The organism is Flavobacterium foetidum (assembly GCF_004634245.1).
GTDB classification, from domain to species: Bacteria; Bacteroidota; Bacteroidia; order Flavobacteriales; family Flavobacteriaceae; genus Flavobacterium; species Flavobacterium foetidum.
This window is the reverse complement of sequence record NZ_SJTF01000007.1, coordinates 52,284-67,065: the sequence shown is the minus strand read 5'-3', so window position 1 is coordinate 67,065 and position 14,782 is coordinate 52,284. Positions and strand designations below refer to the sequence as shown.

General features: G+C 34.9%; 16 protein-coding genes. 9 read left to right on the top strand and 7 right to left on the bottom strand.

Annotated features, from left to right (window positions below):
* Position 1: 1 nt before the first annotated feature.
* The 4 genes from E0W73_RS10640 to E0W73_RS10625 are packed head-to-tail and all read right to left on the bottom strand — an operon-like array spanning position 2 to position 3,881.
* Positions 2-442 carry an adenylyltransferase/cytidyltransferase family protein gene (locus E0W73_RS10640; RefSeq protein ID WP_135222058.1) on the bottom strand — a complete coding sequence of 147 codons (441 nt, stop codon included), beginning with the start codon at positions 440-442 and terminating at the stop codon, positions 2-4.
* 24 nt (positions 443-466) lie between these two features.
* The gene (locus tag E0W73_RS10635; RefSeq protein WP_135222057.1) at positions 467-1,612 is read right to left on the bottom strand and encodes a hypothetical protein; all 1,146 of its coding nucleotides are present in this window, start codon (positions 1,610-1,612) and stop codon (positions 467-469) included.
* A complete protein-coding gene (gene glf, locus E0W73_RS10630; RefSeq protein WP_135222056.1) occupies positions 1,612-2,748 on the bottom strand; it encodes a UDP-galactopyranose mutase in 1,137 nt (378 codons plus the stop codon). The genes E0W73_RS10635 and glf overlap by 1 nt, the downstream gene beginning before the upstream one ends.
* Positions 2,745-3,881 (bottom strand): glycosyltransferase, encoded by a 1,137-nt coding sequence (locus E0W73_RS10625; protein ID WP_135222055.1) that lies wholly within the window; start codon positions 3,879-3,881, stop codon positions 2,745-2,747. Before E0W73_RS10625 ends, glf begins: the two co-directional genes overlap by 4 nt.
* A gap of 308 nt (positions 3,882-4,189) precedes the next feature.
* Between E0W73_RS10625 and E0W73_RS10620 the strand changes: the two genes are divergently transcribed.
* The 4 genes from E0W73_RS10620 to E0W73_RS10610 all read left to right on the top strand — a co-directional run bounded on the left by E0W73_RS10620 (position 4,190) and on the right by E0W73_RS10610 (position 7,161).
* The gene (locus E0W73_RS10620) at positions 4,190-4,447 is read left to right on the top strand and encodes a hypothetical protein (protein ID WP_135222054.1); all 258 of its coding nucleotides are present in this window, start codon (positions 4,190-4,192) and stop codon (positions 4,445-4,447) included.
* 256 nt (positions 4,448-4,703) lie between these two features.
* On the top strand, positions 4,704-4,838 hold the full coding sequence (locus E0W73_RS21650) for a hypothetical protein (RefSeq protein WP_262710890.1): 135 nt from the start codon (positions 4,704-4,706) through the stop codon (positions 4,836-4,838).
* A 209-nt stretch (positions 4,839-5,047) separates the two neighbouring features.
* Positions 5,048-5,860 carry a helix-turn-helix domain-containing protein gene (locus E0W73_RS10615; RefSeq protein WP_135222053.1) on the top strand — a complete coding sequence of 271 codons (813 nt, stop codon included), beginning with the start codon at positions 5,048-5,050 and terminating at the stop codon, positions 5,858-5,860.
* A 128-nt stretch (positions 5,861-5,988) separates the two neighbouring features.
* Complete coding sequence (locus tag E0W73_RS10610) at positions 5,989-7,161, top strand: hypothetical protein (RefSeq protein WP_135222052.1); 1,173 nt, start codon at positions 5,989-5,991, stop codon at positions 7,159-7,161.
* A gap of 46 nt (positions 7,162-7,207) precedes the next feature.
* Here the strand turns inward: E0W73_RS10610 and E0W73_RS10605 are convergent, their stop codons facing one another.
* Both E0W73_RS10605 and E0W73_RS10600 read right to left on the bottom strand, forming a co-directional pair.
* On the bottom strand, positions 7,208-7,597 hold the full coding sequence (locus tag E0W73_RS10605) for a VOC family protein (RefSeq protein ID WP_135222051.1): 390 nt from the start codon (positions 7,595-7,597) through the stop codon (positions 7,208-7,210).
* A gap of 76 nt (positions 7,598-7,673) precedes the next feature.
* Positions 7,674-8,552, bottom strand: coding sequence for a helix-turn-helix domain-containing protein (locus tag E0W73_RS10600; protein WP_135222050.1), 879 nt, complete (start codon positions 8,550-8,552; stop codon positions 7,674-7,676).
* Positions 8,553-8,976: 424 nt separating this feature from the next.
* On the opposite strand from E0W73_RS10600, the gene E0W73_RS10595 reads away from it, so the two are divergent.
* The 5 genes from E0W73_RS10595 to E0W73_RS10575 all read left to right on the top strand — a co-directional run bounded on the left by E0W73_RS10595 (position 8,977) and on the right by E0W73_RS10575 (position 13,496).
* Complete coding sequence (locus E0W73_RS10595) at positions 8,977-10,626, top strand: alpha-L-fucosidase (protein WP_135222049.1); 1,650 nt, start codon at positions 8,977-8,979, stop codon at positions 10,624-10,626.
* A gap of 364 nt (positions 10,627-10,990) precedes the next feature.
* Positions 10,991-11,572 (top strand): Crp/Fnr family transcriptional regulator, encoded by a 582-nt coding sequence (locus E0W73_RS10590; protein ID WP_135222048.1) that lies wholly within the window; start codon positions 10,991-10,993, stop codon positions 11,570-11,572.
* 101 nt (positions 11,573-11,673) lie between these two features.
* Positions 11,674-12,051: a helix-turn-helix domain-containing protein gene (locus tag E0W73_RS10585; RefSeq protein ID WP_244248469.1), complete on the top strand. Its 378-nt coding sequence runs from the start codon at positions 11,674-11,676 to the stop codon at positions 12,049-12,051.
* 322 nt (positions 12,052-12,373) lie between these two features.
* Positions 12,374-12,892, top strand: coding sequence for a BglII/BstYI family type II restriction endonuclease (locus E0W73_RS10580; protein ID WP_208730533.1), 519 nt, complete (start codon positions 12,374-12,376; stop codon positions 12,890-12,892).
* Complete coding sequence (locus tag E0W73_RS10575) at positions 12,873-13,496, top strand: hypothetical protein (RefSeq protein ID WP_135222047.1); 624 nt, start codon at positions 12,873-12,875, stop codon at positions 13,494-13,496. The genes E0W73_RS10580 and E0W73_RS10575 overlap by 20 nt, the downstream gene beginning before the upstream one ends.
* On the opposite strand, the gene dcm is transcribed toward E0W73_RS10575, so the two are convergent.
* Positions 13,493-14,731 (bottom strand): DNA (cytosine-5-)-methyltransferase, encoded by a 1,239-nt coding sequence (gene dcm / locus E0W73_RS10570; protein ID WP_317129324.1) that lies wholly within the window; start codon positions 14,729-14,731, stop codon positions 13,493-13,495. The two genes, E0W73_RS10575 and dcm, sit on opposite strands and share 4 nt — an antisense overlap.
* Positions 14,732-14,782 lie beyond the last annotated feature (51 nt).

The window sequence follows — 14,782 nt, the reverse complement described above, 5'->3', positions numbered from 1 at the left end:
ATTATACTAATTTTAGGCATTCACGTTCATATACTTCTTTTCGTAGGCCACTGCTCGAGAAACGGTGTTTTCGTTTATTGTAAATGAGTTTGATTTTCATTTCTTCGCAGTAATTTCGACCTGTAAAATTTTTTTCTCGGTATTCTTCTCCTATAATTCTGACGTCTATCGGAAAGGCTTGCAGGATGTCTTCCAAATCTTGTTCGGTAGTGTACGGAATTATTTCATCTACAAAACGGCAGGCCTTAAGCTGGATATAGCGTTCTACCACCGACTGAGTTGGCTTGTTTTTTTCAGGTCGGTCTATAGACGGGTCGGTCTGCAATCCTGCAATTAAATAATCGCAGTGTGATTTGGCTTCTTCGAGCATCCTAACATGTCCGGCATGAAGCAAATCGAAGGCGCTAAATGTTATGCCGATAACGGGTTTAATCACTTTCATCTTTATTATTTTTTAATTAAACATTTACTTAAAGAAATCTGCAACACGATTCAGAAAACCATATTGCTTTTTTAGTAGTTCTTGTGCATTCAGCAACGAATCGATGTATGGCTGATACGCTTTTCGGTTCTTATGCTGGTCTAGATCCCAGATGCCACAGTCGCAATAGCTGCTCAAATTGTCCCAATCAGGTCTGTCTGTTGCTGGATAAATGCATATTCCATACAAATCGACACCGTTTTTTTGGGCTTTGATGCACTCGTGGGTAATTTCGTCCATCCAAAGTGCTCTTGTGGTGCCAAAGTGCCCTGTTTCTGAAATAAAAATAGGTTTCTCATATCTTTTATATGCCTTATAAAGAAGATCTGATAACGGTGTTCTTTTTTCATTTCCCACTTCTTCAGGCCATTCAAGTGGCTTACTTCCAGCTTCCCATTGACAATCCCAGTAATAATTGAACCCCAGTATTTCTAAAAACTCCTCAGAACCTCCAAGTTCGGGGCACATGCGTCCAGCGATGATGTCCATTGCCTGAAATTGATGTTCGTTCATATCCAGAACATGATATTCTTGTTCTGTTGGATGAATTTTCACTAATGGCTCGACTAGAATTACAGTACACTCTGAATCGATATTTTTAAGCTTTTTTATTCCTATAATAGCCGCCTTGCACAAATGGTATTTCATGTCCCATCCAGAATTGATAGCAAACGGCACTGTGCCTCTCACATCACCAGAGTGCCAAGCGAGAAAACTTATTTCATTAATAGGTATTACAAACAAAGGCTGTACGGCATGGGCTTTATAAAAAAGGGCAAAAGCTTCGCACAATTTTTCAAACCGATTGCAGAATTGAGGGTGAGTTGGAAAAAGCCCATCGGGATATCCAAAATGAATTAAATCCCAAAGTTGCTGTATACCCCATTTTTCAGCCGCCCGAATACGCTTGAGCACCTCTGAAAAGTCGTATACGCCAGGACTTTTTTCTACTTCGCTCCAGCAGATGCCCTCCCGTACTGTTTTTATATTTATATCTTTCAAAGCCTGATAATCTTCTTCTACTCGAATATCGTGCTGCGTTTCTTTTAAAAGATTGATTCTTTCGCCGCTGCGGTTGATGTGGTCTGCACATTCAAATCCAGCCATAAAAAAAGTATTGAATTTTGTCATTATACTGCGGTTTTTAAGATGTCTTTATCCTGTTGGAGAGCGTCAAAAAGATTTAATGCATTTTTAAAAGCCTCATCCATATTGAAATATTTGTAATTTGCCAGTCTTCCTACAAAATAGATATCTGTAAGCTGGTCTGCTTCTTTTTTATATTGGCTGTAAATCTCCTTATTTCTTGGATTAGGGACAGGGTAGTAAGGTTCTCCAATATCAGTAGTATATTCTTTTACAATAGTTGTTTTTTCTGATTTCTGGTTTCCAAAATGTTTGTATTCTACAATACGTGTAAAGGGAGTTTCTCTTCCGGGATAATTGACTACGGAATTTTCCTGATAGAATTCAGAATCAATAGTTTCAGTGGCAAAATGAATTGAACGATATTCTAGTTTTTCGCTAATCTTGCCAGTAAATTCGAAAAAACGATCAATTGGACCAGTGTAAAAGAGCTTTTCATAATTTTGATATTCCTCCTTTACATCAAAGTAATCGGTTTCCAGCAGGACTTCAATATTAGGATGTTCCAACATGTTTTTAAACAGTTGAGTATAGCCTTGTTTCGGGAGCGCCTGATACTGGTCAGAGAAATAACGGTCGTCAAAATTTGTTCTCACCGGAATGCGTTCTAATACCGAAGCGTCTAGTTCATCGGGATATTTGTCCCACTGCTTTTTGGTATAATGCTTAAACATTTTTTCATACAAAATTGGTCCTATACGGTTGAGGACGGCTTCCTCGCCATTACGAGGTTGTTCTACAGCAATTCGATTTTCGTCAATCCATGTCTGCATTTCCGATTCGTTTCTGATTGATAAATTAAACAGCTCATTCACTGTAGTGATGTTCACGGGAATCGGAACTAATTTTTCGTCTACTCTGGCCTTAACTTTATGTTCCCAAGGATACCAGTCGGAAAATCTATTGACATAACGCCATACACTTTTATCGTTGGTATGAAATAAATGAGCTCCATATTTTGAAACCAATATTCCGTTTTTATCTATGAAATCATAACAGTTTCCGGCAATGTGGTTTCTCTTTTCTATAACAAGTACTTTTTTTCCTATTGAGGCATACCGCTCTGCTAAAACTGCTCCCGAAATGCCTGCGCCTACAATTACAATGTCTGTCTTTTTCATCGGGCAAAAATTTTAATGATTGATTTCATTTGGTCTGCAGTCCTGTCCCAAGAAGTTCTTTCTAGGATTTCTTCATACTGCTCTTTCCATTCATTATCAGTATTTTTATTAATGAAGTTTCTGATGGCTTCTACAAATTCATCTGCATTGTCAACTAAATTCAGACATTCAGAATAATCGCGTACTACATCGGTAATTTTAGTGGAAATAATCGGTTTTTTTGCAGCCATATATTCTAGTGTTTTAGTTGGACTAATGAATTTCGTTGCGTCATTGAGTGCAAAGGGCATCATGGCAACATCAAAAGCTTTTAAATAGCACGGAAGTTCGTTATAACACTTCATTCCCAAATAATAGATATTGGATGATTTTGGAAGTTCAGATTCCTCAATTTTGGCCATTGGACCAATCATGACAAAAGACACATCGGGAAGTTTGTTGGCAGTTGCCGCTATTAGTTCCAAATCGATTCTCTCGTCAATAACTCCATAATACCCAACAATTGGCGTAGGTAAATCGCCTATGTCAACAGGAACAGAGATGTTGCTTTGAGCCTTAGCGAAATGTTCTTGGTCTACGGAGCTTGGAAAGCAGTAAACGTTGCTATGCAGTTGTTTCTTTGATTCATAAAGTGATTTGCCGCCTGTGAAAATGATGTTGGCATTGGCCATTAGGTATTTTTCCTGTTCGATTAGCTGTGGAGGCGCACCCTTGAATAACGTCAGTTCATCCATACAGTCATATATGATGGTATCAAACTGAAAAACACTCAACAAGGGACAAAAAGCAGGTGAGTAGAACCAAGCCAGACTAATATTCCTATTTGAGACAAAGGCAGGAAGAACAACTGCAATATCTTCGATATGATCTACATTGGGTTGCAGGATGTGGAGATTTTCATTGATTTCCGTAAGAGTTCCCTGTTTGTCATCTTGGTGATTTCGTAAAGGTTCTTCAACAAAAAGTACTTTTATATTTTGAGCCATCCGAATTATAAGATGTTGAGGACGCTGGAAGACAAATTTCCAACGTAGGTGGCTGAATACGATCATATCGTAGTACTGAGCCTGATGCGGTTCTATAACAGGAATCGCGTTATTATTTTTGCTTATCTGTTTTACATTGTTTAACATAATAAAATGGATTTAATTGATTGTGGTACAAAAGAATGTAGTTCTTAAACTCATGTGAATGAAAGCAAATGTATCGGCAGATAAAAGGTAATTCTTACAATTAAAACGACTGAAATTATATAATTCTCATTTTAGTATTAAAATTCTTGGAACTGTGACGCGTAAGGAGTTGGGATTTATTACAAGTATGTAATTGTTTTTAAATCAAATGTTTAAAGGCTCAGTATGTAAGATTGGAACTTAATTCTGTAAATAAGGAACCTGCTTAAATTCTACTTTTCGGCTTACTAATTTAAAAACTACAAATTATGTTATTAGAAAATGGAAACACCGAAGGCGGTACTGCTAAAGCAATCGAAGAGCAGACTTCAAAATTGCCATCAGATTTATTTTTGTACGCTTCTCTGGCTGCAATGGGAACTTCACTAACTTTAAAATGTTTAGGCAAAAGACATTCGGCACTTTTTGTGGGGCAATGGGCTTCGCCGTTTCTTCTTTTGGGGATTTACAATAAATTGGTAAAGCAACAAGGACATGACTCAGAAGAAAATTCGGAAAAATTTTAGATTTACAATCTAGTGATTTTGATTAGTTTTAAAAGAATAGGCTGCCAACTGGCAGCTTTATTTATTTACATTTGTTGATTGAATATAAAACAGGATAGTAAAAGCGTGGACTTATCATGATTCTTTTTACAACAGAAATTTTTTCAGAATGAGCCTTTTAAATTCGAATTATGATAAAACGGACAGTAAAATTGTAAATACCTTTTGAGTATGCACAATAATTTTGCGCTTATTAAAGTTAAAATACAAGTTTATTATGCAAAAAAGAAAAAGAATAAATGAAATAGAGAAGGCGCAGGATTCAGTAAAAAGAAAAAGCTTAATCATCAATGTGATGGTTTTTTCTATACTTTCTTTTATAGCAGTCCTGCTTATCTCCGAAATTGCCTAAATAAATCCTGACCGTAGGTTATAAAAAAATGCGCCTTGTTCCTCTTCTGCTGTCGCAGAACTGTATGCTGAATTAGGATATAAAAATCTGTAAGTCCAAGCGAGCAGGGCGCATTTATCAAATAAGCTCTAAAAAAGTTTAGCATCGGCAATCATTATTGAGACGCTTCAAATCCATCTTTTAATAGAAAAGATTGTCTAAATTAAAGTATGAAAATAAAATTTTACAAACCGATAAATAAAATTCTGGAAAAATATATAGAAGGATATTATTTTATTGACGAAGACAATCAAAGTGACGCTATAAGTTATTGGACTTTTCCAAACAATTATACTATAGTGACCATAACCCAAAACGGTTCTCTCAAACAAAGTGACAATAAGATAGTAATTGTGCCTTCGGAGAAAAAAAATATCTTTTCTAATATTACATACCGCTACAACACGCCTATTGAAATATTTTATTTAAAGCCATTGAATGAAGTTACTATTTATTTTAAGCCAATGGGTATACATTTTTTCTTAGACAAGGTAGAGAATTATTATGACGAAGACAGTACAAAAGAAATTGAATTTAACCCGTTTTCAGATTTCAAAACTAAAATGGGAGAAATTTTCGGTATTTTGGATAGGGAAAAACAAATTGAAGAGCTCGAAGACTATTGGCTGTCAAAATTTGTAGAAAAAGATTTTTCTACGATGAAAGAAATAATTGCCGCAATCGAGACAAATACTAGAATTGAAGAGATTGCAAAAAGGCATAAAATGTCTAGACAATATCTAAATAAACTATTTAAGAAGAATATCGGAAAATCTGCGTCGGAATATAGAAAGATTCATCGCTTTCGAAAAGCTATCTTCGATAAAAATCAAGTGAAAAACCTCACCCAGCTGTCATACAAGAACTCATTCTATGATCAATCTCATTTCGTTAAAGATTTTAAGGATCTTACCCTCAAAAGTCCTAAATCTTTTTTTGAGCAAGTAGACACTGAAAAAGAAACTATTTGGTTTTTTCTTTAACCTTGTTTCCATTTTTACAATTTTAAAAGAGTAACGTCCATTTTCTTTGCAATAAAACTTTTGTTCTGTATCGATGTACTACAGAAATAAACAAATGTAGGTTAATGTATATTTAAAATCTTATAATAATGAGGAAGCTTGTTCTCTTAACGCTTTTCAATAGTCTTTTCATCCCTTTTTTAAATGCACAGAAAGCAAAAGTAGTAGTATTGGGTGTCGGTCATTCTGTCCAGCTTGTAAACTTTGGTCAGCAACCAGCAGCTATTCGCGCATTTGTTGAAAGAGTAAAACCATCGGGCATCTGTGTTGAACGTTCGCCTGAAGAATTTTCAAAAAATGATTTTTATGAGTTCACTTACGAGCAACAATATGTACTACTACCATATGCAAAACAGAAGAGTATACCTTTGCATCCGATTGACTGGATTCCTTCAGAGAATGATATGGATTTAGCATTTGGAATTAAAGATTTGGAAGTGCCTGCATTTACAAGACAAAAAAGCGGTTTTTTAGGTTTTACCGTTTTTACAGAAAAAAATGATTTTGATGCCGATTTGTATTTTGCAGATAAACAATCCTATCGAGATAGTATTGCATCGTGGTATGAAACAAATCCAGAAAAGACCTCTTTTGATTTTCCGAGGAGATTATTTTTGTATCGTACATTCCTCCAAGCTAGAAGAATACAAAAGGTATTAGAAAATTATAAAGAATCAGATACTGTATTGGTGGTGATCGGAGCCTTTCATAAAAATGACATTGAGAAAAACCTCAAAGAAAATGGGTACGAAATTTTGCAACCCAGTTCTTTCGGAACTATAACCGAAAAAGAAATTCATGACAATTTTAAAAAAGAAGATGCCTTTGCTATTTTATCCTTTAATCTTCTTGGTATGCAATCTTATCTTGGAAAAGTAAACACAAAACTAACAGAATATGCGTTTGAGCATTTAAAAGATGATAATTCTGCTGAAACAGCTTTTCTTAAAATAAAATATGGACTATATCAAAAAAAAGTTTCTTCTAAAGAAGCTGTAAGTCTGTATCGTTCTTTGCTGGATAATGTCGGTGAACAGAAATTCAGCTGGAATGGGGTGAAAAATAAATCACGAATTGATTCTTATTTTGACCCTTTTGGCAATCTTTCTTTAAAGCAACGTATAATATTGGAATTGGCAAGAGAACTTTTCAATTCAGCAAATAAAGAAAAATATAAGAATGAGATTCAGTTGCTGACAGCAGCATTCAAAGGATACCAAAAACAAATGTTAGAAACCTATATTGAACAAATCATAAAGTAATTCCCATAACCTCTCACAATAGTAATCCACAAAATAGAGTTTAAAACTATAGCAGTTCTACTACCGTAATGCGGTTTCCATAAAGGTCGGCACAATGAAAATAAATGCTTCCTTCGTCAGATACAAGAGGTTCAAGTATTTCTACGCCGTTATTCTTAATAGAATTATAAAGATCTTCGCAGGAATCTGTATAGATCACAAGAAGAGGCTGTCCCGAAGTTTGTTTTCCGACTAGGGACTTTTCTTCTTGTGTTTCAGCTTTTAAAAACCATATTCCGCTATTGACATCGCCATTAAATCGGACATGAAGAAAACGAAGATTTTCTGAAACTGTCTGATCGAATATTTTTTCGCATTTAAAATTATTCTTATAAAATTCGAAAGCAACATCATAGTCGTTGACTAGGATTATAATACGTCCTAAATAGGTTTTCATAGTGTAGATTAAATTTTCATGCAATATACAAAAAACTGTTTTATGGCCTTATTTTATTAGTGTTAAGGATTTTTTTCTACTTTAAAAGACTAATTTGGGCGCGATAATCCTTAGGAGTCAGGCTAGTTATCTGTTTGAATATTTTTGAAAAATGCGGAAGATTTGAAAAACCAGTATCTAATGCGATTTCTAAAAATGTCTTATTGGTAGTGGCGATCAGGTATTGGGCACGCTCTATTTTTTTTTCATGGATAAAATTTAACGGACGCTGGCCTGTATGGATCAAAAATTGTTTGGAAAAATAATCCTGATTCTGATTGATTCGCTCAGCCAGATGTGAAACGGTAATATTTTTGTTCAAATGAATCTGAACATAACTCATCGTGTCTAATATTTTAGAAGGAATCTGTTGCACTGCAGATGTTTGCAAATCGTCATTATGTAGAAATCTTGACAACAGCTGCAACATAATTCCTTGATTTTCAAACTTAAGGCTTGCTTTCATAGTGTCGTTCAACGCAATATATTCTTTGTAGTAAGCATTTCTCTCGTATACTTGCGGGTTATCAGACCTATTGATTCCTCTTCCAGGATTAATTTGAAGCATTCTTTTAATAAGGACAATATCAGTTTGCTCTGCAGCGATTTTAAGAACTTTTCTGTTATTGCCAAATAAGGAAACCCCATCGGCAGACTCTTCAATGAATTGAATAAAATATTGGCTTAAATATTCATCGCAATTAAGATTGCAGATAGTATAACTTGGAATTAGATATAAATATCCTGGTTCTAAAGTCTTTTTTCCGTAACTGTCAGAAATAAATCCTTCTCCTTCATCAATATAATACAATCGATAGTACGGACTGATAACGTTAAAGTAATTCCATTTATGATTAAGCTTTACGTAGTCAATATGTAATAGTGAAAAAGAATATTTAAAGACATTTTTCGGCATAGTATTTTTATAAAAATCGCTTTTAGGTAATAAAAAATCGTTTTTAGATAAAATTATATAAGGCGCTACGATTAACTTTACTTTTATAATGAGGAAAAAACAATTGTTAAAATTATAAATAAAATATTTGTCTAAATCAGGTTTTAGTATTTATTTCTTACTATCTATGATGATCATTAAATTATTATTTGAATCCGTTGGGTGTAATTAAAAAATAGAAGCATTTAACACATAGAGGCATAGTTTTTTGTGGCGAAAAAAGAAAATGGAAGAAACAAGTTTCCAAACATAGCTAACTATGTGCATTCAAAACTAGTGAAACGCCTTTTTTAAGTTTAGTTAAGCTATGTTTCTATGTGTTGAAAATAATTTCACACAACGAGTTATTTGAAATAAAAACAAAACGATGTAAAAACATAAAAGGATGAACAGAAGAAATGCTTTAAAATTAGGAATGTCCGCTTTGGCAGGACTTTATCTATCGCCTTTATTGGCTCACGGACAGTTTCTTGACACGCAAGCGCCTGTTTTGGAAGGACCATTTGAACCTACGTGGGATTCACTTCAGAAATATAAGGTTCCGGATTGGTTTCGAGATGCAAAGTTTGGAATTTGGGCGCACTGGGGACCACAATGCGAGCCCGAAGCAGGAGATTGGTATGGTAGAGGAATGTATGAAGAAGGTTCGCGTCAGTACCAATATCATCTCGAAAAATACGGTCATCCTTCTAAATTTGGTTTTAAAGACGTTATCAATGTCTGGAAAGCTGACAACTGGAATGCTCAGGAGCTGGTTGATCTGTACAAGAAAGCCGGAGCAAAGTATTTTATGGCAATGGCAAACCATCACGACAATTTGGACCTTTATGACAGTACATTTCAGCCACAATGGAATTCGACTAAAATTGGACCCAAAAAAGACATTATCAAAGAATGGGAGAGAGCAGCCAGAAAAGCAGATTTGCCTTTTGCTGTAAGCGTTCATGCAGCGCATGCTTGGAACTGGTTTGATACTGCTCAAGGTACAGATAAAAACGGTCCGCTGGCGGGAGTGCCCTATGACGGACGCCTCACAAAGTATGATGGAAAGGGAACTTGGTGGGAAGGTTTAGATCCTCAGGACCTTTATGCTCAAAATCATCCACTAAGCGAAAAACCATCAAAGGATTCATCTGTAAACAGCCAGTGGGATTGGGGAGACGGCGCTTCTATACCTTCAACGGCTTATTGTGAAAAGTTTTACAACAGAACAATAGATTTAATAGATAAGTACAATCCAGATATGGTTTACTTTGATGATACAGCTTTGCCTTTATGGCCCATAAGCGATGCAGGTCTTCGAATAGCAGCACATCTCTACAATAAAAGCTTGAAAAAGAATTCAACCGTACAGGCAGTAATAACAGGCAAGATCTTAACCGAACAGCAACGAAAAGCCATTGTCTGGGATATAGAAAAAGGACAGAGCAATAAAATTGAACCGTTGCCATGGCAGACAGATACCTGTATCGGAAACTGGCATTATGATCGCAGTGTGTATGACAAGAAAAAATATAAATCGGCTAAGACTGTAATCCATACGCTGGTCGATGTGGTGAGTAAGAATGGAAACTTAATGCTTAATATTCCGGTAAGAGGTGACGGCAGCATAGATGAGCTGGAACGTGCCATTGTAGAAGAAATTGGTGTTTGGATGAAAATCAACGGATCTAGCATTTACGGTACAAGACCATGGAAAATATTTGGCGAAGGCCCGCAACAGGAAACGGCAGAATCATTAAAGGCACAAGGATTTAATGAGGGCAAAGGAAAACCGTATACCGATCAAGATATTCGATTTGTACAAAAAGGCGGTCAGCTTTTTGCAACTGTGATGGAATGGCCAGAAAATGCTGTTTTTATTAAAAGCTTGGGTAAGAAAGCAGGGCTAATTGACAAAAAAATTAAGGGTGTTAAATTATTAGCGACAGGAGAAAAGCTTCAGTTTATACAACGTGCAAATGGTTTAGAAGTGCAATTCCCTAATAGAAAACCTGAACTCTCTTACGCTAATGTGTTAGAAATTAAAATCTAAGAAAAAATAGGAGACATAAAGGTTGCGTATTCATTGAAAAACGTATATTTTCATTAAAATAAACCCGTTGGGTGAAATTATTTTTTTCAATTGTAAATCTGTCTAAGTCTGCTTTAATCTGTTTGAATCTGCGTGAAAAATTTATAAACAAAAGGATTTCACGCAGATTTTAGCAGATTAAATTAGAATTTAATTTTCGAAAGAAGCTGTTTCATTCTATTTCATCCAACGGGTTAATTTTAGTATGCTTGTAATTGTAACAATTCGCAAGCTAAGAGATTATTTTGCTTACATTTCAAAATAAGAAAAGTTCTTAAGGCGTTATAAATAATGAATAGTATTAATTGAAAATTCAAAGAGCGATATGAGCCAAGAATTTGGAAGCATATATGAATTAATACGTCATTATGTAGAAATTGATGATGTGGAGTGGGAGTATTGCAAATCGATGTTATCGTTTAAGCAATTCAAAAAAAAAGAAATAATCCTTTCAAAAGGAGAGATTTGCAGCGAAATATATTTTGTGGTGAAAGGTATTCTTAGGATTTATTTTGTAGATCAGAATGGTGATGAAAAAACATTCCATTTTTCGCTTGAAAATACTTTTGCTACAGATTATCAAAGTTTTTTAAAAGAGATTCATACCGATTTTTATATACAGGCTCTCGAAAACACTACAGTGATAATTATTACCAATGAGATGTTGAACATGCTTTATGCTAACCTTAAGAACGGAGAAAGACTAGGAAGGCTCATTGCTGAGGATTATTTTTTTATGATGAATGAGAAAATCAAAGGACTTTATACGCAAACTCCTTTACAGCGGTATAACAGCATGAATGTTGCCTATCCGCGAATACTTACAAGAGTGCCCCAGCATTATATTGCCTCCTATCTCAATATAACTCCAGTTCATTTAAGCCGCCTGAAACGAGGTATCGAGTGATTTTACGTGAAAACGTAAACAAATGTTATTGTTCTTTTTTATTTCCTAACTTAATTTTGTGAGAAAGCGATAAAATTAGTAACAGCCAAAAGAGATTAAGTATGATAAAGACGTCAATAGGTAATAAGATAAAAAGTATAAGAGAGTTGAAAAATTACACTCAGCAATATGTCGCAGAGCAACTTGAAATGACCCAGGCAGGATATAGTAAAATTGAAAGAGGGACGGCAAGCCTGAGTATTGAAAAACTTGAACAATTGTCTGTTATTTTAGAATTGCCCATAGAAAGCATAATCAATTTTGAAAAGAGCAGTTATTTTGTTGAAGCTAGAAATTATGTGGTATGTGATAGTTCTAATGGTGTAAGTTTTAACACTCTTAAAAAGCTTTATGAAGATAAGATTGAACTTTTAGAAAAACTTCTTCTAAAAACAGATAAGGAAGTCCAGTACTATAAAGAAAAATGTGGTCTTGTGTAAAACTTGGTCATTTTATAAAGTTTAAGCCTTTAAAAATTTAAATAATATAGAAACGAAGAATTGATTAAACAAGAATTTTAAAATTAGAAAAACTAAATAAGGCAAATTGTAAGAGATGTTTTTGTAAGTTTGTTTTTATAAAAAGCAGAAGCAATTTTTTTAAGATACAAGTTAATGAAATTCAAACATTATTCATTTAGGCATGCAGGCGTAATATTCCAAGAATCGGAGTTTATTGATCAGTTTACTGAGATAAAGAATTGTTCAAGGAATATCCGAAAACGACCTGATAGAAAGACATAATAGATATTGTTCTATTAATATGGAGAATGCGCCTAAAAGTTTGTCTAAGTCGATTAATTGTCTTTTAAAGGAGCGATTCAAAGCTTCGGGATGGAAAGAAGAATCGTCTATTTTTCAAGACAGCCAATACCAAGGTGATACCTGGAGACTGGATTTCGCCAAGAAAGATGTTTCGATTGAGGTAGCCTTTAATCACGCCTCAGTTATTGCATGGAATCTACTAAAGCCAGTTTTGGCAAGTGAATTGAATCACGTGAATAAAGCCATTCAGACAAAAATTGGCGTCATAATCACTGCTACAGAAGCTTTAAAGAGAGCTGGAGGATTTGATGGTGCTGTGGGAACTTTCGAAAAATATTTGGAGTATCTGCCTCCTCTTAACAATGTATTGACCGTGCCGCTTTTTATTATAGGATTAGAGCCTCCAGAAAGTTTTCACATCCAGCTGCATCAGCATGCATTGAGAAAGAAAATCGGAAAAATTGTTATGAAGGATGTTGCAATTATTTCTACAGAAAATGATGAAATCTCGCTTTAATAATGACCTCTCTAAAGAAATTATGCTCGGAAAGTATCTAGATGTTATCTATCATAATCTTTTCGAAGGTTTTGATGTAAAGAGAATATCTGATCACGAGCAACAGCATAAGGGTATCGACCTTATAATTACAAAAAATAAAGAGGAGTTTTTTATAGATGAAAAAGCCCAGCTCGATTATTTAGAAAAGGATTTGCCCACGTTTGCATTTGAAATTTCATACCTTAAAGATGGCACGCAGCGAAATGGTTGGCTCTTTGACGATAATAAGGCTACTCATAAATATTTTTGCATAACAGCTATAGGCTGTAATGAAAAAAGCAATCCTGAAAGCGGATTCAAAAGCTGTAAAATAACATCTATTGATAGGAGCTTGCTTATAAATCTTCTCGGTTCGAAAGGGCTAACTTACGAAAGGATAATCAAAATAAACGAAGAAATTCGGTCTGGATTTTCAGAAGGAAAAATTCCGATACAGAAACTGAATTCTGATGAGGAGGGATATTTCTATTTTTCGAAATCGGGAAAATCGGAACAGCCCATCAATGTAGTATTAAAACTTGCCTACCTTATTGAAAATAAGGCAGGCAAAAGAGTTTATTAAGAAACTTCGGTTGCTAAAACTTCAGCAATTTTTTCAACTATTCCGACAACAAGAGAATTACCCATCAAAAAAGCTCTTTTGGTATCAGATACACCTTCAAGTTTGGTGTGGTTGTCGTCAAACATGTTGAGTCTTTCTAGTTCTATTGGCACTAATCTTCTTAAGCCTTTATCTGTATGGACTACATGCTTAAATCTCGAAGGCGATTGGCCGCCTTCTCCAGTAATTATTGTTCTTGAAGGCTCATGAATCGAATCCGGAAAAATCATGCTTCCTTCTGCATAGTTGTATTCAAAGCCGCTAATGCTTTTTCGGATTTCTTTTTTTGCGCCTTTCAAGTATTTCCATTTGTCTAGCTCTTCTTCTGAAATATAATACTCGCTTGGAACATTTTTTTCATCAACTAAAATGTCTTTGATAATGGTCTTTTTTCCATCAAAATTTTGGACCGTCTTAGCCGTGTAGATATGTCCGTCGATAAGAATTCCCGAGTTTAAAAAAGTCGATATTTTTTGACCTACGCCAAAATTGTCGCTTATGTCTTTTAAGTCTCCTTTTATGTCAAAATAGCTTTCTGAAATCACATTCGTAGAAATAGGAAATCCCTTTGCCATAATTCCTTCAGACAAAACCCAACTGTCGAGCTCATCAGGCTTGATTTTCTGATATGTTTTTGATGTTTTATGATAACCAATAAAAAAGACTCTTCTTCTTCTTTGAGGAAAGCCATAATCAGACGCGTTGATGACGCGCCATTCGACTGCATAACCAAGTTCATCGAGTCCTTTGAGCATTACAGCAAAATCTCTTCCTCTTTGAGAACTTGGAGATTTAAGAAGTCTGTCTACATTTTCTAAAATAAGATATTTCGGCTTGTTTTTCTTTTCACTGAGTATTTTATGAATAGACCACCATAAAACTCCCTTTTTGCCAAGCAGGCCCTTTGAGTTTTTTAATGTAGTTGCAACAGAATAATCTTGGCAAGGGAATCCGCCTACAAGCATGTCATGATCCGGTATGTCATTTACCTCAACATCTTCGATGCTTACATTGCTATGATTTTCCTTTCCCCATATTTGCTCATAAATAAGTGAGGCATGCTGTGTTTTTGTAGAAGGCTCCCATTGATTGCTCCAAACTACATCGTATAAATCCTTGTTTATTGTTTTGTTTGCCCTTTCCAGGCCAACTCGAAAACCACCTACTCCCGCGAATAATTCTATTGTCTTTATCATATATATAATTGGTAGTCCTTTTGCGCAAATATAAAAAATAAGAAGGTATTA